Annotated in this window: 21 protein-coding genes and 1 pseudogene; 8 read left to right on the forward strand and 14 right to left on the reverse strand. The window is 66.5% G+C overall.

Features of this window, described 5'->3' with window-relative positions; all coding sequences use genetic code 11:
• A pseudogene (gene eno / locus ACREE8_RS17425) lies at positions 1–210 on the forward strand (phosphopyruvate hydratase); the annotation flags it as partial.
• A gap of 2 nt (positions 211–212) precedes the next feature.
• Positions 213–1,592 (forward strand): aldehyde dehydrogenase family protein, encoded by a 1,380-nt coding sequence (locus ACREE8_RS17430; protein ID WP_431574277.1) that lies wholly within the window; start codon positions 213–215, stop codon positions 1,590–1,592.
• Positions 1,593–1,613: 21 nt separating this feature from the next.
• Here ACREE8_RS17430 and ACREE8_RS17435 read toward each other — a convergent pair whose 3' ends face one another.
• A complete protein-coding gene (locus ACREE8_RS17435; protein ID WP_431574278.1) occupies positions 1,614–3,410 on the reverse strand; it encodes a potassium/proton antiporter in 1,797 nt (598 codons plus the stop codon).
• A gap of 86 nt (positions 3,411–3,496) precedes the next feature.
• Positions 3,497–4,174 carry a GntR family transcriptional regulator gene (locus ACREE8_RS17440; RefSeq protein ID WP_431574279.1) on the reverse strand — a complete coding sequence of 226 codons (678 nt, stop codon included), beginning with the start codon at positions 4,172–4,174 and terminating at the stop codon, positions 3,497–3,499.
• 105 nt (positions 4,175–4,279) lie between these two features.
• Here ACREE8_RS17440 and ACREE8_RS17445 point away from each other — a divergent pair, with 105 nt between their 5' ends.
• The 3 genes from ACREE8_RS17445 to ACREE8_RS17455 all read left to right on the forward strand — a co-directional run bounded on the left by ACREE8_RS17445 (position 4,280) and on the right by ACREE8_RS17455 (position 7,341).
• The gene (locus ACREE8_RS17445; RefSeq protein WP_431574280.1) at positions 4,280–5,467 is read left to right on the forward strand and encodes a benzoate/H(+) symporter BenE family transporter; all 1,188 of its coding nucleotides are present in this window, start codon (positions 4,280–4,282) and stop codon (positions 5,465–5,467) included.
• Positions 5,468–5,555: 88 nt separating this feature from the next.
• Complete coding sequence (locus ACREE8_RS17450) at positions 5,556–6,455, forward strand: DMT family transporter (RefSeq protein ID WP_431574281.1); 900 nt, start codon at positions 5,556–5,558, stop codon at positions 6,453–6,455.
• 127 nt (positions 6,456–6,582) lie between these two features.
• On the forward strand, positions 6,583–7,341 hold the full coding sequence (locus ACREE8_RS17455; protein ID WP_431574282.1) for a response regulator transcription factor: 759 nt from the start codon (positions 6,583–6,585) through the stop codon (positions 7,339–7,341).
• A gap of 48 nt (positions 7,342–7,389) precedes the next feature.
• Here ACREE8_RS17455 and ACREE8_RS17460 read toward each other — a convergent pair whose 3' ends face one another.
• The gene (locus ACREE8_RS17460) at positions 7,390–8,574 is read right to left on the reverse strand and encodes an acyltransferase family protein (RefSeq protein ID WP_431574283.1); all 1,185 of its coding nucleotides are present in this window, start codon (positions 8,572–8,574) and stop codon (positions 7,390–7,392) included.
• A 162-nt stretch (positions 8,575–8,736) separates the two neighbouring features.
• Between ACREE8_RS17460 and ACREE8_RS17465 the strand changes: the two genes are divergently transcribed.
• Positions 8,737–9,951 (forward strand): MFS transporter, encoded by a 1,215-nt coding sequence (locus tag ACREE8_RS17465; protein ID WP_431574284.1) that lies wholly within the window; start codon positions 8,737–8,739, stop codon positions 9,949–9,951.
• Positions 9,948–10,784 carry a nucleoside triphosphate pyrophosphohydrolase gene (gene mazG / locus ACREE8_RS17470; RefSeq protein ID WP_431574285.1) on the forward strand — a complete coding sequence of 279 codons (837 nt, stop codon included), beginning with the start codon at positions 9,948–9,950 and terminating at the stop codon, positions 10,782–10,784. Before ACREE8_RS17465 ends, mazG begins: the two co-directional genes overlap by 4 nt.
• A gap of 21 nt (positions 10,785–10,805) precedes the next feature.
• On the opposite strand, the gene ACREE8_RS17475 is transcribed toward mazG, so the two are convergent.
• The 3 genes from ACREE8_RS17475 to ACREE8_RS17485 all read right to left on the reverse strand — a co-directional run bounded on the left by ACREE8_RS17475 (position 10,806) and on the right by ACREE8_RS17485 (position 12,939).
• Complete coding sequence (locus ACREE8_RS17475) at positions 10,806–11,249, reverse strand: DUF6130 family protein (protein WP_431574286.1); 444 nt, start codon at positions 11,247–11,249, stop codon at positions 10,806–10,808.
• A 159-nt stretch (positions 11,250–11,408) separates the two neighbouring features.
• Complete coding sequence (locus tag ACREE8_RS17480; protein ID WP_431574287.1) at positions 11,409–11,987, reverse strand: GNAT family N-acetyltransferase; 579 nt, start codon at positions 11,985–11,987, stop codon at positions 11,409–11,411.
• A 79-nt stretch (positions 11,988–12,066) separates the two neighbouring features.
• The gene (locus ACREE8_RS17485; protein ID WP_431574288.1) at positions 12,067–12,939 is read right to left on the reverse strand and encodes an NAD(P)-dependent oxidoreductase; all 873 of its coding nucleotides are present in this window, start codon (positions 12,937–12,939) and stop codon (positions 12,067–12,069) included.
• Positions 12,940–13,112: 173 nt separating this feature from the next.
• On the opposite strand from ACREE8_RS17485, the gene ACREE8_RS17490 reads away from it, so the two are divergent.
• Positions 13,113–14,201 carry an alkene reductase gene (locus tag ACREE8_RS17490; RefSeq protein ID WP_431574289.1) on the forward strand — a complete coding sequence of 363 codons (1,089 nt, stop codon included), beginning with the start codon at positions 13,113–13,115 and terminating at the stop codon, positions 14,199–14,201.
• A 7-nt stretch (positions 14,202–14,208) separates the two neighbouring features.
• Here the strand turns inward: ACREE8_RS17490 and ACREE8_RS17495 are convergent, their stop codons facing one another.
• From ACREE8_RS17495 to ACREE8_RS17530, 8 genes are all read right to left on the reverse strand, one after another.
• Positions 14,209–15,033, reverse strand: coding sequence for an inositol monophosphatase family protein (locus ACREE8_RS17495; RefSeq protein WP_431574290.1), 825 nt, complete (start codon positions 15,031–15,033; stop codon positions 14,209–14,211).
• On the reverse strand, positions 15,030–16,277 hold the full coding sequence (hflX, locus tag ACREE8_RS17500; RefSeq protein WP_431574311.1) for a GTPase HflX: 1,248 nt from the start codon (positions 16,275–16,277) through the stop codon (positions 15,030–15,032). Before hflX ends, ACREE8_RS17495 begins: the two co-directional genes overlap by 4 nt.
• 75 nt (positions 16,278–16,352) lie before the next feature.
• The gene (gene hfq, locus ACREE8_RS17505) at positions 16,353–16,604 is read right to left on the reverse strand and encodes an RNA chaperone Hfq (protein WP_151177489.1); all 252 of its coding nucleotides are present in this window, start codon (positions 16,602–16,604) and stop codon (positions 16,353–16,355) included.
• Positions 16,605–16,771: 167 nt separating this feature from the next.
• Positions 16,772–17,449, reverse strand: a complete 678-nt coding sequence (locus ACREE8_RS17510; protein ID WP_431574291.1) for an HAD family hydrolase — start codon at positions 17,447–17,449, stop codon at positions 16,772–16,774.
• 11 nt (positions 17,450–17,460) lie between these two features.
• Positions 17,461–18,324 carry a D-amino-acid transaminase gene (gene dat / locus ACREE8_RS17515; RefSeq protein WP_431574292.1) on the reverse strand — a complete coding sequence of 288 codons (864 nt, stop codon included), beginning with the start codon at positions 18,322–18,324 and terminating at the stop codon, positions 17,461–17,463.
• A gap of 175 nt (positions 18,325–18,499) precedes the next feature.
• Positions 18,500–19,876 carry a Trk system potassium transporter TrkA gene (gene trkA / locus ACREE8_RS17520; RefSeq protein WP_431574293.1) on the reverse strand — a complete coding sequence of 459 codons (1,377 nt, stop codon included), beginning with the start codon at positions 19,874–19,876 and terminating at the stop codon, positions 18,500–18,502.
• Between the two features lie 22 nt (positions 19,877–19,898).
• Positions 19,899–21,296, reverse strand: a complete 1,398-nt coding sequence (locus ACREE8_RS17525; RefSeq protein WP_431574294.1) for a sigma-54-dependent transcriptional regulator — start codon at positions 21,294–21,296, stop codon at positions 19,899–19,901.
• On the reverse strand, positions 21,286–23,451 hold the full coding sequence (locus ACREE8_RS17530; protein ID WP_431574295.1) for an ATP-binding protein: 2,166 nt from the start codon (positions 23,449–23,451) through the stop codon (positions 21,286–21,288). The genes ACREE8_RS17525 and ACREE8_RS17530 overlap by 11 nt, the downstream gene beginning before the upstream one ends.
• Positions 23,452–23,493: the final 42 nt, after the last annotated feature.

A 23,493-nucleotide genomic window follows, 5' to 3' on the forward strand; every position in this document is an offset into this window, starting at 1 on the left:
GGCTATCGCGCAGTGATGTCGCACCGCTCGGGCGAGACCGAGGATTCCACCATCGCCGATCTCGCCGTCGCCACCAATTGCGGCCAGATCAAAACCGGCTCGCTCAGCCGCTCGGATCGCCTGGCCAAATACAACCAACTCCTCCGCATCGAGCAGGAGCTGGGCCAGAGCGCGATCTATCCGGGCCGGAGCGCTCTCGCACGAGGATAACCATGATCAAGGTCGTTCAAGCCTACGACGGCGCGCTCATCACAGAGGTCCCGTCCGACGATGCGAACGCCTTGGAAGCCAAGCTCACGACGGCGCGGCGAACCTTCCTCGATCGGGACGGGTGGCTGGCGCCGCATGAGCGCATTGCCATCCTCCACCGGCTGGCGGACCTGCTGGCCGGCAAGGTCGATCATTTCGCGAAGCTGATCGCGCGGGAAGGCGGCAAGCCGCTGACCGATGCGAAGGCCGAGGCCGTGCGCGCGGTCGACGGCGTCCGGAACGGCGCGGACGAGCTGCGCAACTTCGGCGGCCGCGAAATCCCCATGGGCCTGACTCCCGCCAGCATGCGGCGCATGGCCTTCACCATCAAGGAACCGATCGGTGTCGTCGCCGCGATCTCGGCCTTCAACCACCCCTTGAACCTGATCGTCCATCAGGTGGTGCCGGCGATCGCGGTGGGTTGCCCGGTCATCGTCAAGCCCGCCTCGAGCACGCCGCTCAGCTGCATCGAATTCGTGGGACTGGTGCGGGAGGCGGGGCTGCCGGCGGCCTGGTGCCAGACCTTCCTTCCCGAGCACACCGCTTTGGCGGAAGCCCTGGTCACGGATTCACGCGTCGCATTCTTGAGTTTCATCGGCTCGGCCGCCGTGGGCTGGCGCTTGCGCAGCAAGCTCGCCCCGGGCACACGCTGCGCGCTCGAGCATGGCGGTGCCGCTCCCGTCATCGTCGACCGCAGCGCCGATCTCGACCTGACGATCCCGTCGCTGGTGAAGGGCGGTTATTACCATGCGGGCCAGGTCTGCGTGTCGACGCAGCGCATCTATGTCCATAACGCGATCAAGGCCGAGTTCGTGGCGCGTTTCACCAAGGCGGTGAAGGCGCTGAAGGTCGGCGATCCCACCCTGCCCACGACCGAGGTCGGACCGCTGATCCTGCCGAAGGAGGCCGACCGGGTCATGGCCTGGATCGAAGAGGCGAAAGCCGCCGGTGCCGAAATGACGACGGGCGGCGAAAGAATCTCCGAGCGGGTGGTCGGCCCCACGGTCCTGGTCGAACCGCCAGCCGATGTCCGCATCTCCCGTGAGGAGGTGTTCGGCCCGGTGACCTGCATCTATGGCTTCGACAAGGTCGAGACGGCGATCCAATCGGCCAACAGCCTGCCGCTGGCCTTCCAGGCTTCCATCTACACGCAGGACCTCAATTTCGCGCTCCAGGTGGCGCCGCGCCTGGACGGCTCGGCCGTGATGATCAACGACCATACGGCCTTCCGCGTCGACTGGATGCCCTTCGCCGGCCACCGCCATTCCGGCTACGGCATCGGCGGCATCCCCTGGACGATGCGCGAGATGACCCACGAGAAGATGATGGTGTTCAAGTCGTAACGGCGGTGCCGCGCTGTCTGATTACGCCCGCGAAGCCCCGCCCATCTTCCGTCGCATGCGTTCGAGCCAGCGCAGCAGCGGCAGGCGCGCGCGGGCTTCTTCGAGCTCGAGGCCGACGAGGGTGATCCGGTCGCCTTCGGTGGCGCGCACGGTGAGCTCGACCGGCGCCAGCTTCACACGGTCGCCGACAACCGGCAGACGTCCGATGCGGCGCGCGAGCCAATCGCCGACGGTGAGGCTCTTGGCGTCGGCGGGCAGGGGCAGGCCGTATTCCTTCGCGATGAGCTCGAAGGGGGCCGCGGGGTCGAACATGAACTCGCCCAGGCCCTCGATCTGATCGCCCTCGCGGCTGCCGGCGGCGAAGAGCCTGTCGACCTCGTGGCGCTGCTCGGGCGGCACCAGCAGAATCACATAATCGTCGGCCTCCAGCTTGCCGGGTTCGGTCGGCGGCAGGATGCGGCCCTCGCGCACCACGCCGAGGCTGCCGGTGCGCGGCGGCAGCGGCAGGGTCGACGGCGAATAGTCGAGTGCGTTGCTGTCCTCGGGAATGCGCCAGCCGAGAATGTCGCGATCGGCGGCATCCGGCAGCTCGAACAGCCGGCTTGCCTCGGGCTCCGGCTCCGCCGGCACTTCAAGGCCCAGCGCCTTCGCCAGCGCCGGCGCGGTCCAGCCCTGGACCACCAGCGACAGCAGCACCATCACGAAGGCCACGTCGAAATAGGTGCGGCCATTCGGCAGGCCCGCCAGAACCGGCAGGCAGCCCAGGAAGATCGGCACCGCGCCACGCAATCCCACCCAGCTGATGAAGGCGAGGGAAGGGCGGTCGAACTTGAAGGGCAGCAGCGAGGCCAACACGGCCAGCGGCCGTGCCACGAACATCAGCACCAGGGCGATCGCCAGTGCCGGAATCGTCAGCGGGAAGAACTCGGTCGGCGTCACCAGCAGTCCCAGCAGCAGGAACATCACCACCTGCGCCAGCCACACGAGCCCGTCATGGAACCGGATCACCATCTGCTGCGCGCGGAAGGGCTTGCTGCCCATGACGATGCCGGCGAGATAGACCGCGAGGAACCCGCTGGCGCCGATCGCGTTGGCGGCAGCGAACAGCACCAGCGCGCCCGCGGCCACCAGGATCGGATAGAGCCCGACCGCGAGCTCGATGCGATCGATAAGCCAGCGCAAGCCCCAGCCGCCGAGCAACCCGAAGGCAGCACCCCCGGCCATCTGCAGCACCAACGACAGCGCAACCATCAGCGGCCCCGCCTCGCCGGCATGGAGCAGCCATTCGACGCAGGAGATGGTGAGGAACACCGCCATGGGATCGTTCATGCCGGATTCCGCCTCGAGCGTGGCCTGGACCCGGAGGTTCAAGGCCCGATTGCCGCGAGAGAGCAACAGGAACACGGCCGCCGCATCGGTCGAGGCCAGGATGGCCCCCAGCAGCAGCCCCTCGACGGTACCGAAATCGAGGAACTCGTAGGCGACGAAGGCGACGATGACCGCCGTCACGAGGACGCCGACCGTGGCCAATGACAAGCCCGGCCATAACGCCAGCCGGAACACGGTGCGGGTCGTGCGCAGGCCGCCATCGAATAGGATCAGCGCCAGCGCAACACTGCCCACCATGTAGGTGAGGTGGAAATCGTTGAAGACGATGCCACCGGGCCCGTCCTGGCCCGCCAGCATGCCAAGAATCAGGAAGATCAACAGCACTGGGGCGCCGAGCCGCGTGGCATAGGCGCTCGCCAGGATGCTAAGCACCACCAGTCCGGCGCCGACCAGCAATGTGACCGAGATCGATTCCATGAGAATCAACATAACCGATACGCGTCCGGGCGCGAGACTTCGCGTTCAAGAGGCGTGATTTTTTCGATCGGAATGGGAATGAAGGCGCCCGAGAAGGATCAGCGGTCGCGATCTTCCAGAAATTCCTGCAGCGTCCGCTCGGCCGTGCCGATATGCGCGACCAGGATCCGGCAGGCGAGGGCGGGCTTGCGGGCCTGCGCCGCGTCGAGCATCGCACGATGCTCGCCTTGCGAGATGTGGTGGCGGCCCATCGCGGCAAGATGGAAGCGCAAATAGCGATCCGCCTGCGCCAGATGCTGCTCGACCAAAGACAGAAGGCGAGGGCGCCCGGTCCGGGCATAGAGCGTCATGTGGAAGCGCTGGTTGAGCTCGCCCAACCGGTTTTGATCCGGCTCGCCATCCATCTCCGCCAGAATCTCGCCGGCGCGATCGAGATCGGCGCCGCTGAGCTTCGGGATGGAGAGACGCAAGGCGACGGGCTCGAGCGCCAGGCGGATGGTGTAATTGTCGGCCGCATCCTCGGCCGAGATCTCCGCCACGACGGCGCCGCGATGGGGATAGAAATCGACCAGCGCCTGTGCTTCGAGCTGGCGCAGGGCTTCGCGGATGGGCATCCGGCTGACACCGAAGGTCGCGGCCAGCTCCTCCTGGCGCAGCGGCGAGCCGGCGGCCAGCGTGCCGCTCAGGATCGCCTGCTTGAGGGTGGCCTCGACGAACTCGGTCGCGGTCCGGAAGCGCGGCCGGGAACGGTCGATGAGCTGGGCGAGGTTATCCATGAGCTCCCGGATTGTCGATTGGATCCAATTCAACTATAGAGATCCCCGGAGAGGCTGCCAAGCAGACCCAAGCGCAGCCCCAGTGCCCGGGGGAATTTCGACGCCATGGACGACGACCGCGCGACCGATCTGCCGGTGAAGGCCGCCCGCGGCCAGGCCATCACGACCGGCCTGCTGGCCGCCTTCGTCGGCTTCGGCAGCTCCTTCGCCGTGGTGGTGCAGGGCCTGGTCGGCGTGGGCGCGAGCCCGGCGCAATCGGCCTCCGGCCTGCTGGTGCTGAGCGTCGGGATGGGATTGCTCGGTATTCTCCTCAGCCTGCGCTACCGCATGCCGATCAGTGTCGCCTGGTCGACGCCGGGTGCTGCACTCCTCGCCACGACCGGCGTGCCCGAAGGCGGGTTCGCCGCGGCCGTGGGCGCCTTCCTGGTGGTGGGCGCGCTCATCGTGCTGGCCGGCCTGTGGAAGCCCCTGGGCCGCCTCGTGGCCGCCATCCCGTCCTCGATCGCCAACGCCATGCTGGCGGGCGTGCTGTTCCATCTCTGCGTCGCGCCCTTCCTCGCCATCGCCGAGATTCCGATGCTGGCGCTGCCCGTCGTGCTGCTCTGGGCCGTGGTCGCGCGCTTCTGGCGGCTCTATGCCGTGCCGGCGGCGGTCATCCTTGCGGTCGCGCTGATGTTCTGGCATGGGGCTGGGCCCTTGCCGCCGGCCGACCAGCTCTGGCCGCAACTGACTCTCGTGCCGCCGGTCTTCTCCTGGAGCGCCATGGTCAGCATTGCGCTGCCGCTGTTCCTGGTTACGATGGCCTCGCAGAACATCCCGGGCTTCGCCGTGCTGCAGGCGAACAATTTCCATCCGCCCTCGCGCCCGCTGATCGTCACCACTGGCATCGGCACCATGATCGTGGCGCCCTTCGGCGGCCATGCCGTCAATCTCGCGGCGATCACGGCCGCGCTCTGCGCCGGACCCGATGCGCATCCGGATCCGAACCGCCGCTACATCGCGGCGGTGACGACCGGCGTCGGCTATATCGCCTTCGGCATGCTGGCGGTGGCGGCGACGGCCTGGATCAGCGCCTCGCCGCCCTTGCTGATCGAGGCGGTGGCGGGGCTGGCCCTGCTGGGCGCCTTCGGCTCGGCGCTGGGCAATGCCCTGGTCCAACCGAGTGAGCGCGATGCCGCTCTGGTGACCCTGATCGCGACCGCATCCGGCATGTCCTTCGCCGGCATCGGCTCCGCCTTCTGGGGGTTGCTCGCGGGCGGGATCATGCTGGCGTTGCGCCGCCTGAAGCCGTAATGCTGGAGGCCTCGATCGCGCACGGACCCTGTTCCCGCGCGCGGCCGATGCTCCCGACATTCCGTAGTGAAAGACCGAGTGCAACGCCATGACTGATGCCGCCCTGGCGCCCGACGAGGCGCGGGCACGCCACCGTTTGGGCCTGGTGATGGTCACGGCTTCAGCCATCTTCTGGAGCACCGGCGGCTTCTTCACCCGGCTGATCACCCTCGATCTCTGGACCATGCTGGCCTGGCGCGGCCTCTTCGGCGGCCTCTTCATCCTGCTGTTCATGATCTGGGACGCGAAAACCCAGAGGCGCGCGCTGTTCCGCCCGATGGGCTGGCCCGGCATCATCGTCACGATGCTGAACACGGGCGGCATGATGGCCTTCGTCGGCTCGATGCGGTTGACGGCTGTCGCAGACGTCACCGTGATCTATGCGACCTTGCCCTTCATGACGGCGCCGATCGTCTGGCTCTGGTTCAAGGAACGGCCCTCGGCCCGGACCCTGCTAGCGGGCGTCCTGGCCGTGGCCGGCGTCGCCATCATGGTCGGCGGCGCCTCGCGCGGCAGCGACAGCAGCCTCGCGGGCTGCCTCCTGGCCTTCCTGATGACGATGACCATGGCGGTCACCACCAGCATCACGCGGCGCTATCCCGGCGTGCCGATGATCCAGGCGGCCGGGCTCTCCTGCTTCATCGGCTCGGCGATCTGTTTCACCATGGCGGGGCCGGTGGGCGCGATCGCGCCAATCGACTTCGTGAACCTGGCGCTGTTCGGGCTGCTCAATATGGGGCTGGGGTTGGCGCTCTATATGATGGGCGCCAAATACATCCCCGCGGCCGAGGCGGCGCTGCTCAGCATCCTCGAGACGCCCCTGGCGCCGCTCTGGGTCTGGATCTTCTTCGCCGAGGTGCCGCGCGACGCGACGTTGTGGGGCGGGGCCGTGGTGCTGGCGGCCGTGCTGTGGCAGATCCTGGGGGACGCCAGGCGAGGGCGGGCCTAGCCGGGGCTGGCGTCAACTTCCCCTGAATTTGTGAATTTTTACAAAAGTAAACTCGCCTCCATGCCGCGCATGATCGATGGTTCTCTCGTCACAGGTCGCCAGCGATCCGGGGTCAGAGGGAACCGCGATGGGAACGCAGAGCCAGAACTCCAGCGAACCGCCGCTGCTAGAGCGAACAAGGCGGCTCGAGGCCGTGAAGATGACGATGCCGCTCCTCGCCAGGGCGAACCTGGACGGAGTGGACTGTGCAAACCTCGAGGATGATTCCGGCGAGCCCTGCATCTATGTCGTCGATGATCATCAGATGGTGCGGGAGGCCCTCGGCGGCCTGTTCCGGTCCGTCGGCTACCGCGTCCAACTTTTCGACTCCGGCACCGACTTCATGGAGGCCGGGTTTCCCGACGCCTGTTGCTGTCTTGTGCTCGACATCCGATTGCCAGGCATCAGCGGGCTGGAGCTGCAGACCCATCTCAAACGCAAACAGATCCATATTCCGATCGTTTTCATGACCGGGCATGGCGATGTCCCGATGTCGGTCGGCGCCATGAAGGCCGGCGCCATCGATTTCCTCGCCAAGCCGTTTCGCGATCAGGACATGCTGGACGCGGTCGCCCGTGCTCTTGATACGGATCGGAAACACCGTGAAGCGGAACAACCGGTCTCGCGGCTGCGGACGGCGTTTCAATCCCTGACGGCGCGGGAGCGCGATGTCATGAAGCTGGTGACCACGGGCCTCATGAACAAGCAGATCGCCGGCATGATGAAGCTCAGCGAGATCACGGTGAAGATTCACCGCGGCAACGTCATGCGGAAGATGGCGGCGCGATCGCTCGCCGACCTCGTGCGCATGGTGGACCTGCTGAGCCTGGGCTCCACCAAGCTCTGATCCGCATCGCGCTGCGTTTCCCTTGACGATAAGAAAGCGGGGGCGGGGCTATTCGGCTGTCTTGACGGCCAGCGCCCGGCTGTCGGCGGGTATTTCTGCATACCAGCGCCGCATTCTTTGACGGCAAGGCAACTCGATCTTGTGATAGAGCAGAACGGCGAACAGCAAGATCAGTCCCATCTGCAGCAGCATGGCCAGCGTCGCAATCCAGGGGGCCATCGGCTCCAGATCGAGGACTTCGATGAGAGTCCATCCGGCAGCGACCACGATCCAATGGCCCATATAAACCGAGTAGGAGACCTGTCCCCAATAAACGGCGACGGGCCGGGCCAGCCAGCGTCCGAGACCGCGGCTTTCATCCATGGCCAATCCGTAGATCACGACCGACAGCAGGATCGGGGCAACCGCGAAGGATTGCCCGCCGATGAAATCCACCAGGGTCGCGAAGCCCGGCAAGACCAGCAGAGCCGTGGCCGCGATCGACGGCCAGGGTGCGCCTTGGCCAAGCTTGCGGGCATGAAGCCGCTGCAGGAAGCAGCCGATCGCGAAACAGCCCGTGAGGCGCAGCAGTCCGTACGCCAGATTGCCTTGATAAGGATGCTCCAGCGCGAACCAGGACAGCAGCAGGCCATGCGCGACCAGCAGCAGCGCCAGGCTGCGCCATCGCAGCGGCAGGCGCCCGGTCAGGGCATGGAGCGCCGGGAACACCAGATAGGCCGCCCATTCGCAGGAAATCGACCAGGCCGGCACATTCCAGGACCTCGAGATCGGCACCGCCCAGCCGGCGATCAGGAGAAGCTGTTTGAAGAAATCGTCGGTCTCGTAATAGTGCGGATTGGCGATCGGCAGGCCGAAAGCTTGCGCGAGACCGACCAGGAGCAGCATCGCCGTCAGCGTGACCAGATGGACGGGATAGAGCCGGACCAGGCGCGCCCAGAGATAGCTCCAATAGGCGCGCCCGGCGAAACCGCGCACGGTCGCGCCATAGCGGTAGGCAATGATGAAACCGCTCAGAAGGAAGAACAGGTCCACGCCCAGATAGCCGGCGCTGAACAGCAGATGGACCGGCACGGCATGCGGACCGAGGATCGGGGGCACATATTCGCGGAAGTGATAGAGCAGCACGGCCAGGGCGGCGAAGGCGCGAAGCCCCGTGAGGGCGCGCAGCTCGGCAGGCGCATCGATTTCCGGGCGTGTCTGCGGCCCGAGGGATGGGGTCGAAGGAGCGATCACGGGCCGCAGATTGGCCGCCGCCGGGTTAAGATCAGGTTGGTCAGATATTTTCCATAATATACATTATGCGACTCATGGATGGAATACAAACGGCCGGACAATGGCTTGGAAAAACCAAGCCGCGCCTCCCGCTCCGCCTGATCATCGAAAGGTTCGCTCGCTGTGACTGAAGCCGTTGCCCCAACCAAAACCTCCACCACCGCGTTCCCGATCCTGGGCGCGATCAGCTTCTGCCACATGCTGAACGACATGATGCAGTCGCTGCTGCCGGCGATCTATCCGATCCTCAAGGGCGGCTTCGATCTCAGCTTCGGGCAGATCGGCCTGCTGACTCTGACCTACCAGATCACGGCCTCGCTGCTGCAGCCTCTGATCGGCCTCTTCACCGACCGGCGGCCACAGCCCTACTCGCTGCCCTTCGGCATGGGTTCGACCTTGCTGGGGTTGGTCACGCTGGCCTTCGCCGTGAACTACCCGATGCTGCTCCTGGGGGCCGGCTTTCTGGGGATCGGCTCCTCGATCTTCCATCCGGAATCCTCGCGCCTCGCGCGGTTGGCCTCGGGCGGCGCCCATGGGCTGGCGCAATCGCTGTTCCAGGTCGGCGGCAATCTGGGCTCCGCGCTGGGACCGCTGCTGGCCGCGTTCTTCATCCTGCCGCGCGGACAAAGCAGCCTCGCCTGGTTCGCGCTCGCGGCGCTCGGCGGCATGGGCGTGTTGACGCTGCTGGGTCATTGGTACAAGAGCCAGGGTCATGCCCGCCCGCCGGGCCGCCGGATTCCGGTCAGGCATGCAACCCTCTCCGGCGCCCAGGTGAAGCGGGCGGTGCTGGTGCTGATCGCGCTGATCTTCTCCAAATATTTCTACCTGGCGAGCATCTTCAGCTACTACACCTTCTACCTGATGCATCGCTTCGCCCTGTCGACGCGGGACTCCCAGGTCTATCTGTTCGTCTTTCTCGCTGCCGCCGCGGTCGGCACGGTCGTCGGCGGTCCGGTCGGCGACCGGATCGGCCGCAAGAAGGTGATCTGGGCCTCGATCGTCGGGATCCTGCCTTTCACGCTGGTCCTGCCCTATGTCGGGCTGACGGCCACGATCGCGCTCAGCGTGGTGATCGGCCTGGTGCTGTCCTCGGCCTTCTCGGCGATCGTCGTCTATGCGCAGGAGCTGATGCCGGGCCGGGTCGGCATGGTCTCGGGCCTGTTCTTCGGTTTCGCCTTCGGCATGGGCGGCATCGGCGCCGCGGCCCTGGGGGCGCTGGCCGACTGGACCAGCATCGAGTTCGTCTACCGGGTCTGCGCCTTCCTGCCCCTGATCGGACTGCTCACGGCGTTGCTTCCCGACCTGGAAGGCGGAGCGCGGAAGGAGGCTTCACGATGACCCAGTCGAAGCCGAAGGCTGCACCGCCCGAGAGCCTGGCGCCGATCAACCGCCTCCTCGCCATCATGGCGCGGCTGCGCGATCCGGAAGCCGGCTGCCCCTGGGATCTCGATCAGGATTTCCCGACCATCGTCCCGCATACGATCGAGGAAGCTTATGAGGTGGCCGACGCCATCGAGCGCGGCCAGATGGAGGACCTCAAGAGCGAGTTGGGCGACCTCATGTTCCAGGTCGTGTTCTACGCCCAGATGGCCCGCGAGCGCGGCCTCTACGATTTCGACGACATCGTCCGGGCGGTGAACGACAAGATGATCCGCCGGCATCCCCATGTGTTCGCCGACGCGGCGATCGACAGCGCCGGTGCGCAGACCGTGGCCTGGGAGGAGCAAAAGGCCGGCGAGCGCGCGGCGGAGGCTGCCGCCAAGGGATCCGCTCCCAGTCAGCTCGACGGCCTGCCGCTCGCCCTGCCCGCGCTGACCCGCGCCGCCAAGCTGCAGAAGCGCGCCGCGCGCATCGGTTTCGACTGGCCCGAGGCGGCTCAGGTGCTCGACAAGATCGTCGAGGAAATCGCCGAGATCAAAGCCGAGATGGTCGACGGCGCCGGCAAGGATCGGCTGGCGGACGAGGTCGGCGATCTGCTCTTCGCCGTGACCAATCTGGCGCGTCATCTGGAGCTCGATCCCGAGCAGACCCTGCGCGGCGCCAACGCCAAGTTCGAGCGTCGCTTCCGCCGTGTGGAAGCCCTCGCCGCCCGAGAACACGGCGCCGACGCCCGCCCCGGCCTGGACGCGCTCGAGGCGCTCTGGCAGCGGGTCAAGCAGGAAGAACGCTAGCCTCTCCGCTGGCGGCCCCGCTCAAGGATTTTTCGGCGGCACGACGAACGCCACCGTCTGGCTGGTGATCACCCGATGCGTCGGGTCGGCCAGCTCGACCAGCACCTTGTGCGGGCCCGGCGGCAGTCCGACCACGATGATGGTTTCGCCGCTGGCATCGACGAAGTGCCAGGGCGCGTCGTCGACGGTGATATGGACATGGCCGATGCGCGGCGACACGTCGAGGGCGCCTTTGCCGAACACCGGCACCACCCGCAGATTGACCGTCCGGTACTGGATGAAGACCAGCCCCCGTGACAATGGTTCGGCCAGGGGCGGATCGACGATCAGCTGCGGCGGCGCCTCGTTCTCGATGGCGACGAGGGGCGACGGACCGATGATGTCCTTGGCGCTTTGCGCGGAGGCACTCGCGGCGAGCAGGGTGCTGGCGGTCATGACGGCCAAGTACCGAAGAAGGACATGCATGATGATCTCCCCCAAAAGCCGCGCGATCTGAGAAGCGGGCTGCCGAGCCGGGAGAGTTTCCAAGCCGAGGCAGTTGATGGATGCGGCAACGTTCGCATATGGCACTCCCCCAAGCAGGCGCGGTCCAGAGACAGGACGTCGTCCGCCCGAGGCGAGCGATCAGGGCTCGATCAACGGGATGTGGGGAGCCGCCGTCCGCGGGAGATGTCCGGTCAGCCGCGGGTCGTCATGCACCTCGACGGCATAGGCATAGGGCCGGAATCCGGAGCGGCGATAGAAGGCTAATGCTGAAGGGTGATCGAAGCTGCAGGTATGGACCCAGAAGCGGCGGATCGGCCGGGCCCAGGCCATCGTGATCGCCTGATCCATCAGGAAGCGGCCGGCGCCCTGCCCGATGACCTCGGGCACCACGCCGAAGAACGCCAGCTCGCATTGGCCCTCCTCCCGGAAGTCCAGCTCGAGGAGCCCGATTTCGGCAGGCCCGTCATGGAGCCTGTAGACCTCGACTTTCGGGTCGGTGAGGATCCGGCGCAGGCGCTCGTCGGGCATGATCAGCCGCGAGAACCACATCCAGTCCTGCCCGACGCGACGGAACAGAGCGCGGTAGCTCTGGAGGTCCGGCTGGGCTATCCGCTGCAGCGACAAGGCACTGCGGGTCGAAGGCCGCGGTTTCGGTGCCGGCTTCTCGGTCATTTCCAGACAGGTCACCAGATTGGCGAGCTTGCCGGGAGGCAGCACGGAATAACCATCCTGAATCGCTGATTTTTTATTATCCATGACGAGTTATCTAGCGTTCTTAATGTATTTCGTAACCACCTCAGTCCTTCATCAGCAGCTGAATCAGGCTTGAGGTGTCCCAGCGGCCCCCGCCCCGCGCCTGGACCAGGGCATAGAACTGGTCGACCAGGGCCGTCACCGGCAGCCGGGCGCCATTGCGCTTCGCTTCGTTAAGACAGATATCAAGATCCTTCCGCATCCAATTGACAGCGAAGCCGAAATTGAACTTACCATCGGCCATGGTGAGGGCCCGGTTCTCCATCTGCCAGGACTGGGCGGCCCCCTTTGAGATGGTGTCGATCACGAGCTTCGGATCGAGCCCCGCCTTGAGGGCGAAATTGACGCCTTCCGATAAGCCCTGCACCAGTCCCGCGATGCAGATCTGGTTGACCATCTTGGTGAGCTGTCCGGCGCCGACCGGCCCCAGCAGGGTGCAAGCGCGGGCGTAAGCATCGATCACCGGCTTCACCCGATCGAACTGGGTCGGATCGCCACCGACCATGACCGTGAGCTTGCCGTTCTCGGCCCCCGCCTGCCCGCCGGACACGGGCGCGTCGAGGAAGCCCAGCCCGAGGCCTGTCGCCCTCTCGGCGCTCTCCCGCGCCACCTCGGCCGAGGCGGTGGTGTGATCGACGAAGACGCTGCCCTTTGCCATGCCGGCGAAGGCACCGTTGGGGCCCTGCAGGATCGAGCGCAGATCGTCGTCATTCCCGACGCAGGCAAAGACGATCTCCGCCCCCTTGGCCGCCGCTGCCGGGGTCGGTGCCGCCTTGCCGCCATGCTTGCCGACCCAATCCTGGGCGCGGGCCGCCGTGCGGTTGAAGACCGTCACCTTGTGGCCGGCGCGCGCCAGATGGCCCGCCATCGGAAAACCCATGACCCCGAGGCCGAGGAAGGCGACGTTCTGCGACATGACGGTGCGGCTCCAATTTCGGATGAACGGCCGGCATCTTAGCGGCGAGCCCTGCCGCTGCAAGTGACGCGTTCGCGCGGTCACCGCGAGGTAAGTCGCTGTCTTTCGGGATGGTTGAAGCGTCAGCGCTGCTGTGGCTTCATGCGGCGCCTTCACCTTGAACCAGAGTGATCATGAAACTCTTCGAGCCCATCAAGATTGGCCGCCTCACCCTGCCCAACCGCGTCGTCATGGCGCCGATGACGCGCAATCGGGCCGGTGCCGGCCATGCGCCGACCGCCCTCAACGCGCTCTATTACCGGCAACGCGCTGGCGCCGGCCTCATCGTCACCGAGGGCTCGCAGGTTTCGCCGCAAGGCATCGGCTATCCCAATACCCCCGGCATCCACACAGCCGAGCAGGTCAAAGGCTGGCGCGCCGTCACCGACGCGGTGCATCAGGCCGGCGGGCGCATCTTCCTGCAGCTCTGGCATGTCGGCCGGACCTCGCATCCGACCATGCAGCCGAACGGCGATCTGCCGATCTCCTCCTCCGCGATTGCGCCCGAGGGCGAGATCTACACCGACAGCGGCATGAAGCCCTATGTGGCGCCGCGTGCGCTCGGCACCGCCGAGGTCAAGAAGGTGGTCGAAGATTTCCGGCATGGCGCGCGCTGCTCGCTCGAGGCCGGCTTCGACGGCGTCGAGATCCACGGCGCCAACGGATACATCGTCGAGCAGTTCCTGGTGAACGGCACCAACAAGCGCATCGATCTCTATGGCGGCTCGGTCGAGAACCGGGCCCGCTTCCTGGTCGAGGTCACGCAGGCTGTCGCCGATGTCTGGGGTGCGGACCGCGTCGGCGTGCGGCTCTCGCCGAACGGTGTCTTCGGCAGCTCCGCCGACACGGATCGGCGCGCGATCTTCCATCGCGCAGCCAAGGCCCTCGACGGGTTCGGCCTCGCCTATCTGCATCTGATCGATTTCTTCCCGGAAGATCCCGAGCCCGCCGGCGGCTATATCCTGCCGCGCGAAATGCGCGCCTTCTTCCATGGACCGATCATGACCAACAGCGGTTATACGCGCGAGAAGGCCGAGGCGACGTTGCAGAGGGGTGACGCCGACCTGATCTCGATCGGCGCGAGCTTCATCGCCAATCCGGACCTGCCGGAACGGTTGCGCCGCAACTTGCCGCTCAATCCGCCCGACACCGATACCTTCTATGGCGGCGATGCCAAGGGCTATACCGACTATCCGGCACTCGAGAAGATCGCAGCCAAGTAGGCGGAGGTTATTCGTCCTCGATCAGCAGGCGGTGCAGGGCGAGCCAGCTGGTTTCGTCGGGCGCCATCAAGAGCCCGACGGCCTTGGTCAGTTCCGCGCGATAGGGGCTGCGGTCGAGATAGCGTCCGGTGCCGCCCGCTTCCCGATGGATCAGCACGCCGGGCGCGTGGTCCCACGGCATCAGCTTGGTGAAGAGCGTGAAATCGGCCTCGCCCTTGGCGAGGCGCAGATACTCATGGGCCGCGGCGCGCAGCGACTTGACCGGCTTGACCCGGTCGCGACGCGACTGCACCCGCTGGGCGAGCACGCGATCGCCGAAGAAACCGGAATTGAGGGTTCCCTTCAGGTCATGCGGATCGGCGGGCGGAACGGAAACCCCCAGGCGGCGACCCGTGCGATGACCGTCGAGCCAGGCCCCCTCGCCCTTCACCGCCGTCGCCGTGCTCCGCGCCACCGGATCGTGAATCCAGGCCGCGACCGGCTCGCCGCGATCGAGCAGCGCCACCATCACGCCGAAGAACGGGCGCCCCTCGGCGAAGTTGCTGGTGCCGTCGATCGGGTCGATGACCCAGGCGGACCGGGCGGAAGCCAGCCGCTCCAGCAAGCCCGGATCGGCCGCCGCGGCCTCCTCGCCCACCACCAGTGCCTCGGGCATCAGGCGCGCCAGGATCGGCGTCAGGCGATGCTCCATCGCCTCGTCGGCGACGGTGACCAGATCGCCAGGACCCTTCTCGCGCACGTCTTCCGCGCTCAGCTTGGTGAAGCGCGGCATGACCTCTTCGGCCGCCGCTTGCGCGATCAGGGCCGAGACCTTGTCGATATCGAGCGTCATGCGGGTGCTACCGGATAGAGACGTTGATAACGGCCGACGTCGGCCGGATCGAGCCGGACATCGAGATAGGCGAATTCCTCATCGTCGCGCCGGGTCAGAACCTCGCCATGGCTGTAGAGCCAGGCGAGCGCCGCGCCCTCGCCATGCGGCACCTTGAAATGGCCGATCTGGCGCTGCGAGGCCAGACGCTGATCGATATCCGCCAGCAGCCGCCCGGTGCCCTCGCCGGTGAGCGCCGAAAGCGCCACCGCATCGGTCTGACGCCCGTTCTGCTGCAGCAGGGTCTCGCGGTCGCCAGGTTCCAGCAGGTCGATCTTGTTCAAGACCTCGATCATGTCGCTGTCGAGGCGCGTCTCGAGGTCCAGCTCCTTGAGCACCTTGATCACCTCCTGCTGCTGAAGCGTGGTCTCGGGATGAGCCACGTCGCGCACATGGAGGATGATGTCGGCGGCGCTGACCTCTTCGAGCGTGGCGCGGAAGGCCGCCACCAGATCGGTCGGCAGATCGGAAATGAAACCGACGGTGTCCGAGAGGATGATGTCGCGGCCCGAGGGCAGCTTCACCACCCGCATGGTCGGATCGAGGGTCGCGAACAGCAGATCCTTCGCCATCACCGTCGCGTTGGTGAGACGGTTGAACAGCGTCGATTTGCCGGCGTTGGTGTAGCCCACCAGCGCCACCACCGGATAAGGCACGCGCTTGCGCGCCTCGCGATGAAGCCCGCGCGTGCGCTTGACCTCGGCCAACTCCTTCTTGAGCCGGCCGATCCGCTCGCCGATCAAGCGGCGGTCGATTTCGAGCTGGGACTCGCCAGGACCGCCGATGAAGCCGAAGCCGCCGCGCTGGCGTTCCAGATGGGTCCAGGACCGCACCAGCCGGCTGCGCTGGTAACTGAGCGCCGCGAGCTCGACCTGCAGCTGGCCTTCACGCGTGCGGGCGCGTTCGCCGAAGATCTCGAGGATCAGGCCGGTCCGGTCGATGACCTTGCAGCTCCAGGCGCGCTCGAGATTGCGCTGCTGCACCGGCGACAGCGGCCAATCGACGACCGCCAGCTTGATCTCTTGTTCCTCGATCAGGCCATGCAGCCGCTCGACCGCGCCCGATCCGATCAAGGTCGCGGGCTTCGGCTCGGCGACCCGGACCGTTTCCGCATGCACCACATCGAGATCGATCGCGCGCGCCAGGCCTTCGGCCTCGGCCAATCGCGCTTCGGGTTCGCGGCCCGGGGCCACGGGGCCCCGCATGACCGGCGTCAGGACGATGCAGCGCTCGCCGCGGGCCACTCCATCGCCGCTGCCGCCATTGGGACGTGCCTCCACTTACTCTTCTTCGCCCTCCTTGGCGCCTTCGAAGAGTTGCACGGGCTGGGCCGGCATGATCGTGGAAATGGCGTGCTTGTAGACGAGCTGCGAATGTGCGTCGCGGCGCAGCAACACCGAGAAATTATCGAACCAGGTGACGATGCCTTGCAGCTTCACGCCGTTCACCAGGAACACGGTGACCGGCACCTTGCCCTTCCGAATGTGATTCAGGAAAACGTCCTGAACGTTCTGCGATTTTTCCGTAGCCATTGGCTCCCTCTTTTTCTGAAGTGTTCTCGGGGCCCGGTCTTGTTGGGACCTGAAGCCGGATCGAGCCGGCGCTGGTCCATGGACAATCCCTATCGGGCGCCGGGACGGAGGCAAACGCGTCCCGGGATTGCCGACTAGCTAGCACAAAACGTCAATTTCAGGAAACTCTAAAGTTTGTCAACGAGTTGGCGCAATTCGTCACAACTTTGAAAATGCAGCATTTCCGAGATTGCGGCGAATTCGCCGGGCTGCGGTGGTTCGGCGCGGACCAGGAGCGGCGTGCAGCCGCTATCGCGCGCGCAGATCATGTCGAGATCGGTATCGCCTACGAACCAGACCTCGGGTCCCGGCGCGACGGGGCTGCCTTCGAGCGCCATTAAAACCGGTTCAGGTGCCGGCTTGTCGCGCGCCGCATCCCCCGCCCCGACCACCCGGCCGAAGAAACGGTTCCAATCGAGCTGCTCCGCTTCCTGGCGCAGGAAGGGGCCGCGCTTGTTGCTGACCACGCCCTGATAGACCCCTCGTGCCGACAGCGCCGCCAGCAGCGCTTCCGCGCCCGGCAGTGCGGCCAGCAGATCCAGGTGATGCGACTGGAACCGGGCATAGAAAATCTTCTCCGCCTCCTGCCAGCGCGTGCCGAACATCGCGGGGAAACTGTCGCGCAAGGAAGCCTTCACCCGCTCCCGGATCTGGGCCAGGGTCCAGGGCTCCTGCCCCATCGCCACCAGCGTGGTGTTGAGGGCGTCGGCGATCACGCCCCAGCTGTCGACCAGCGTGTTGTCCCAATCCCACAGGACCGCACGCGGCAGCCGCAATCCAGCCTTGCCGGCAGCGCTCGACGTCATGCGGGCGCCCGTCAGATCACGGCCGGCGCTTCGAGCGCCGCGGCGACATAGATCTCACGCAGGCGGCGTGTCATCGGGCCGGGCTTGCCCTCGCCCACCGGCTTGCCGTCGATCCGGGTGATCGGCAGCACGAAGCTCGACGAGCTGGAGAGGAAGGCTTCGCGCGCGCGCATCGCCTCGTCGCGGCTGAAGGAGCGCTGCTCGAAGGTGAGCCCCTCGCTCTCCATCAGCTTGATGACGCGCTGGCGGGTGATGCCGTTGAGGATCGCGGCCCCGGCATCATGCGTCACCAGCCTGCCGTCGGCCGTGACGATCCAGGCATTGGTCGAGCTGCCCTCGGTGATGTTGTCGTCGTCATCCACCAGCCAGGCCTCGAAGACGCCCGCGACCGTCGCCTGCTGCTTCGCCAAGAGGTTGGGCAGCAGATTGAGCGATTTGATATCGCAACGCGCCCAGCGGATGTCGCGGGTCGTCATCACCGCGACCCCCTCCTCGATCTGCTTGGCCGAGGGCGGCCGCGAGCGGCGCATGGTGGCGACGAAAGCGGTCTTCGCCTTGGCGGGGAACTTGTGGTCGCGGGGGGCCACGCCGCGCGTCGCCTGGAAATAGAGCAAGGCGTCGCCGAGGCCATTGCGGCGCACCAGCTCGCGCAAGACCAGCTTCAGGGCCGCGCGCGACATGGGCGGCGCGATCTGCAGCTCGCGCAGCGAGTAATCGAACCGATCGAGATGCGGCTCCTCGTCCAGCAGGCGACCGCGATAGAGCGGCACGACTTCATAGACGCCGTCGGCAAACTGATAGCCGCGATCCTCGATATGGACCTGCGCCTGGGCGAGCGGCAGATAGCGGCCATTGACATAGGCGATGCGGGACATGACGAGACGAACCTGGGGGATGAATATGGGCGCAAGAAGGCGGGATTGGGCGTTTCTTGTCCCTTCCCCCGGAACGGGGGAAGGCTAGGAAGGGGGCTGGCGCGGCTTCTATTCATCGCGTCTTCCCCCTCCCTAACCCTCCCCGCAAGCGGGAGAGGGGACAAGGGATACGATCTCAAAAAAACTCGAGCCTGACCGAGAACATCTTCTCGACCCTCGGCACGGATTCGGCAATGGCGAACATGACCACCCGGTCCTCGGGCTTGATCACCGTGTCGCCGCGCGGAACGATCACGCTGTCGCCGCGCAGGACGGCGCCGATCAGGACGCCGGGCGGCAGCTTGGCTTCGCGCAAGGGTCGTCCCACCAGGGCCGAGGTCGGCAAGGCGTCGACCTCGATGATCTCGCCGAAGCCGTCGCCCACGCTATGGACCGACCGGATCCGGCCGCGGCGCACATGCTGGAGGATGGTGGAGACCGTGATGGCGCGCGGGCTGACCACCGCGTCGATCCCGAGCTGGCCGATCAGGGAGCCATAGACCGGCTTGTTGATGAGCGCGATCGAGCGCTTGCAACCATGCCGCTCGGCCAGGAGCGAAGCCAGGATATTGACCTCGTCGTCGTTGGAGACGGCGACGATGGTCTCGGTGGATTTGACGTTGGCCTCGGACAAGATTTCCAGGTCGAGCGCATCGCCATGGATCACCATGGTGCGGCTGAGGGATTGGGCCACCTGCTCGGCCCGTTGGCGGTTGATCTCGATCAGCTTGACCTGCATCCCCGGCGAATCCCGCTCCAGGCTCTCCGCCAGGAACATGCCGATATTGCCGCCGCCCACGATGATCAGCCGGCGCGCCTCGGGTTCGTCATGGCCGAAGGCCGAGAGCGCGCGTTTCACATGCCGGCTGTCCACGACAAAATAGACCTCGTCGCCCACCAGCATGCGATCCTCGCCGGTCGGGACGATCCGGCGCTCGCCGCGCCGGATCGCCACCACCGACAGGGCGAGATCGGGAAAGAGCCCGGTCAGTTGGCGCAGCGGCGTGTCCACCACCGGGCAGTTCTCGTCGCAGCGCAAGCCCACCAGCGTGATGCGCCCATCGGAGAGAGGGATGGCGTCGAAGGCGCCCGGAATCTCGAGGCGATGCGCGATCGCCCGCGCCACCTCGATCTCGGGTGAGATGATCTCGTCGATCGCCATGTTCTGGCGGTTGAAGAGTTCGGAATAGCCGCGCTGCAGGTAGTTCTGGGCCCGAACCCGCGCGATGCGGCGGGGCACCTCGAAGAGCGCATGGGCCACCTGGCAGGCGACCATGTTGACTTCGTCGTAATGCGTGACGGCGATCAGCAGATCCGCGTCGCGGGCGCCGGCCTGCTCCAGAACGTCGGGATGGGAGGCGTAGCCCACCACCCCCTGTACATCCAGCGTGTCGCTGATCTGCTCGATCAGCCGGGGCTCGCTGTCGATCAGCGTGACGTCGTTCTCCTCGCGCGACAGATAGCGCGCGATGTTGAATCCGACCTGGCCCGCCCCACAGATGATGACCTTCATGGGCCGCAGCGCCCCGTCGTGGTCACCCTTCGACCCGCTCTCGGTCGTTGGTGACGATCCCCAGCGCGCGCAGCTTGCGATGCAGCGCCGAGCGCTCCATGCCGATGAAGGCGGCAGTGCGCGAGATGTTGCCGCCGAAGCGGGCCACCTGCGCGTCCAGATAATGCCGCTCGAACAGCTCGCGCGCCTCGCGCAGCGGCAGCGACATGATCTCGCCATTGCCGAACGCCCCCAGCGTGGCCGAGGTCTCGCCGGCGATCTCGGGCGGCATCATGCGCGCGACGATCGGCTCGTGGGCGTCGCCGGGCGCCATGATCAGCAGCCAGTCGATGACATTGCGGAGCTGGCGCACATTGCCCGGCCAGTCATAGGTCTGAAGCACGGCCAGCGCATCCTCGCCGAAGCGGCGCACCGGCACACCCGCCATCTCCGCCGCCCGCCCCATCAGATACTGTGCCAGCATCGGGATATCCTCGCGCCGCTCCTTGAGCGAGGGCACGCGCAGCGGCACCACGTTGAGGCGGTAATAGAGATCCTGGCGGAAACGGCCCTGGACGATCTCCTGCGCCAGATCGCGGTTGCTCGCGGCGATGACGCGGACATCGACCTCGACCCGGCGATTGCCGCCGACGCGGTTGAAGGTCTGTTCCTGCAGCACCCGGACGATCTTGCCCTGGGTCTCGAGCGGCATGTCGGAGACCTCGTCCAGCAGCAGGGTGCCGCCATGGGCCTGCTCCAGCGTGCCGATCTTGGCCGGGCCATGCTCCTCGCTCTCTTCATGGCCGAAGAGCTCGACCTCGAGGCGGTCGGGATGCATCGTGGCGCAGTTGAGCGCCACGAAGGGCCCGTCGATCCGCCGCGACAGGCGGTGCAGCATGCGCGCCGCGACCTCCTTGCCCGACCCCGCCGGGCCGGTGATCAAGACGCGGCTGCCGGTCGGCGCCACGCGCTCGATCGCCTGGCGCAGCTGCGCCACGATCGAGCAGTTTCCGATCAGCTCCGCATCGCTGCCGCTGCGCTGGCGAAGCTCGTCATTCTCGCGCCGCAACCGCATGGCCTCGAGCGCGCGCGCGATGACCAGCAGCAGCCGGTCGGCCTTGAAGGGCTTCTCGATGAAGTCGTAGGCGCCTTCCTTGATCGCGGCGACGGCGGTCTCGACATTGCCATGCCCGCTGATCATCACCACCGGCAGGTTGGGATGATCGCGCTTGATCAGCGTCAGCAGCTGCATGCCGTCGAGGGCGCTGCCCTGAAGCCAGATATCGAGCAGCACCAGGCTCGGCCGCCGGCGCGCGATCCCGTCGAGCGCACCTGTGCTGTCCGCCGCCTCGCGGGTCTCATACCCCTCGTCCTTGAGGACGCCGGCCAGCAGCAGTCGGATGTCGGCCTCGTCGTCGACGATCAGGATATCAAGTGCCATGAGCCATGCTCTTGTTCGTCATATCCACCGGCGGCTCGGCCGCCCGTTCCGCTCCGGTCGGGAACAAGAGCCGGACCACCGCGCCCCCGCCCGCCCGGTCGGCGAGTTGCAGTTGGCCGCCATGGTCTTCCATGATTTTCTTAACGATGGCAAGGCCCAGCCCCGTTCCCTTGGCGCGCGTCGTGACATAAGGCTCGGTCAACCGCTCGCGACCCGATGACGGAAGGCCGCGGCCATTATCGGCGACGGCCAGGATCACCTTGTCGGCCTGGACGTCCAGGCTGAGCTCGATCTCGCCCCGCGGCAATGTTTCACCCGGTTGCGCCTGGCGGCCGTCGATGGCGTCGACCGCGTTTTGCAGCAGATTGGTCAGCGCCTGGCTCACCTGCCGGGAATCGCAGACCACGATGACAGGCTCGTCGGGCAAGCGGGTGTGATATTGCACGGCGGCGTTGGCCGTGCGTTGCAGGAACAGGGCCTGGCGGCACAGATCCAGCAGGTTTTCCGGCCGCAACACGGGCACCGGCATCCGCGCGAAGGATGAGAATTCGTCCACCATCCGGCCGATATCGCCCACCTGCCGGACGATCGTGTCGGTACAGACGATGAAGGTCTCGGGATCGGTCGTGATCTGTTTCAGATATTTCCGCTTGAGCCGCTCGGCCGAGAGCTGGATCGGCGTCAGCGGGTTCTTGATCTCATGCGCGATGCGTCGTGCGACATCGGCCCAGGCGGCTTTGCGCTGCGCCGACATGAGCTCGGTCACGTCGTCCACCGTCACCACCAGCCGGATCAGGTCGCCCTCGTCGAGCTCGCTCACCACCCGGACGATCATGGTCCGGGTCTCGCTGCCGCGCGTGATCTGGATCTGCCCCTCGGCCGGACGGCCCAGGCGGCGGCGGCCCTGCTCGATCACCGGCGCCAACTCAGGGATGACCTCGCCCAGCGGCCGTCCCACGGCCGCGACCAGGTCGCTATGCAGCAGCAGCGAGGCCGAGCGGTTGGGCAGGCGGATGCGGCCCTTGTCGTCGAGCCCGATCACGCCGGCCGACACGCCCGACAGCACCAGCTCGGTGAAGCGGCGGCGTTCGTCGAGCTCCCGGTTGGTGGAGAGGAGCTCGTTATGCTGGCTCTCCAGCTGCCCGGTCATGCGGTTGAAGGTGCGCGACAAGGCGCCGATCTCGTCGTCGGCCGCAGCCTCAGGAACGCGCGCCGCGAGGTCGCCCTGGGAGATGCGCTCGGAGGCCGACACCAGGTCGCCAATGGGACGCGCCAGCTGCGTCGCCACGATGAGGGCGAGCCAGACCGCGGCCAGCAGCATCAGCAGCGCGATCACGATGAAGATCAGCACGAAGGTGATCTGCAGGCCCGACCGCCGTCCCTCCAGCTCCTCATAGAGCTGGGCCGCCCCCTCGGTCGCATTCAGATGCGCGATCACCCGCGGATCGACCAGGCGTCCGACGAAGAGATAGGTGTCCGAGACGGGATCGAGCTGCACCAGGGCCCGCACCCGGTCGCCGGTGTCCGAGGGCAGCAGCACCAGATCGCCCTGATGGGCGCGCGCGATCGCCCAGTTCGGCAGATCGGGATCGAATTCCATCACCAGATTGAAGCCGGCGCTGGCGAGAACCTGGGCCTGGCTGTTGATCAGCACCGCCTCGTTGAGGCCGCGCGCACGGACATGGAAATCCATCAGCCGCTCGAAGCGCTGGCGATTGACCATGAGGAACGGGCCCTCGCGGCGCAGATCCTCGGCCATGGCGAGCACGTCGCCGCCGATGTTGCGCTGATGCTCCTCGAGATAGGCGCGCGCCACCACCAGGGAGTCGTGGACCGCGGTGCGCACCCGGTCCGAAAACCAGGCTTCCATGCCGAGATTGAGGAACAGCGTCGAGAACAGGGCGATGATGATGGTCGGCGTCACCGCCAGCAGGCTGAACAGCATCACCAGGCGGGCATGGAGGCGCGCACCCGCAAGACCACGCCGGCGTTCGAGCCAGAGAATCACCAGCCGGCGGGCGACGACCGTGCCCAGCGCCAGCAGGATCACCAGATCGCCCAGCAACAGCAGCAGCACGATGCGCGGGTTGGTGCGCATCCCGAAGCTGCCGCTCATCGAGATGAAGGTCGCCACGCCCGAGACAAGCGCCAGCACGAGCAGCGCTATCGAAAGCTTGCGCTCGAGGTAGTGGCGACG

It is taken from the genome of Hypericibacter sp., assembly GCF_050729195.1.
GTDB lineage: Bacteria > Pseudomonadota > Alphaproteobacteria > Dongiales > Dongiaceae > Hypericibacter.

What these genes read in the sequence shown, in the direction of transcription:
- ACREE8_RS17495 (WP_431574290.1), bottom strand. Translation starts at nt 15,033, where the DNA reads ATGACGCTCGATATCGACAAGGTCTCGGCCCTGATCGCGCAAGCGGCG.
- ACREE8_RS17525 (WP_431574294.1), bottom strand. Translation starts at nt 21,296, where the DNA reads ATGGCACTTGATATCCTGATCGTCGACGACGAGGCCGACATCCGACTG.
- ACREE8_RS17450 (WP_431574281.1), top strand. Translation starts at nt 5,556, where the DNA reads ATGACTGATGCCGCCCTGGCGCCCGACGAGGCGCGGGCACGCCACCGT.
- hfq (WP_151177489.1), bottom strand. Translation starts at nt 16,604, where the DNA reads ATGGCTACGGAAAAATCGCAGAACGTTCAGGACGTTTTCCTGAATCAC.
- ACREE8_RS17445 (WP_431574280.1), top strand. Translation starts at nt 4,280, where the DNA reads ATGGACGACGACCGCGCGACCGATCTGCCGGTGAAGGCCGCCCGCGGC.
- ACREE8_RS17490 (WP_431574289.1), top strand. Translation starts at nt 13,113, where the DNA reads ATGAAACTCTTCGAGCCCATCAAGATTGGCCGCCTCACCCTGCCCAAC.
- mazG (WP_431574285.1), top strand. Translation starts at nt 9,948, where the DNA reads ATGACCCAGTCGAAGCCGAAGGCTGCACCGCCCGAGAGCCTGGCGCCG.
- ACREE8_RS17455 (WP_431574282.1), top strand. Translation starts at nt 6,583, where the DNA reads ATGGGAACGCAGAGCCAGAACTCCAGCGAACCGCCGCTGCTAGAGCGA.
- dat (WP_431574292.1), bottom strand. Translation starts at nt 18,324, where the DNA reads ATGTCCCGCATCGCCTATGTCAATGGCCGCTATCTGCCGCTCGCCCAG.
- ACREE8_RS17440 (WP_431574279.1), bottom strand. Translation starts at nt 4,174, where the DNA reads ATGGATAACCTCGCCCAGCTCATCGACCGTTCCCGGCCGCGCTTCCGG.
- ACREE8_RS17475 (WP_431574286.1), bottom strand. Translation starts at nt 11,249, where the DNA reads ATGCATGTCCTTCTTCGGTACTTGGCCGTCATGACCGCCAGCACCCTG.
- ACREE8_RS17430 (WP_431574277.1), top strand. Translation starts at nt 213, where the DNA reads ATGATCAAGGTCGTTCAAGCCTACGACGGCGCGCTCATCACAGAGGTC.
- ACREE8_RS17435 (WP_431574278.1), bottom strand. Translation starts at nt 3,410, where the DNA reads ATGTTGATTCTCATGGAATCGATCTCGGTCACATTGCTGGTCGGCGCC.
- hflX (WP_431574311.1), bottom strand. Translation starts at nt 16,277, where the DNA reads ATGCGGGGCCCCGTGGCCCCGGGCCGCGAACCCGAAGCGCGATTGGCC.
- ACREE8_RS17510 (WP_431574291.1), bottom strand. Translation starts at nt 17,449, where the DNA reads ATGACGTCGAGCGCTGCCGGCAAGGCTGGATTGCGGCTGCCGCGTGCG.
- ACREE8_RS17485 (WP_431574288.1), bottom strand. Translation starts at nt 12,939, where the DNA reads ATGTCGCAGAACGTCGCCTTCCTCGGCCTCGGGGTCATGGGTTTTCCG.
- trkA (WP_431574293.1), bottom strand. Translation starts at nt 19,876, where the DNA reads ATGAAGGTCATCATCTGTGGGGCGGGCCAGGTCGGATTCAACATCGCG.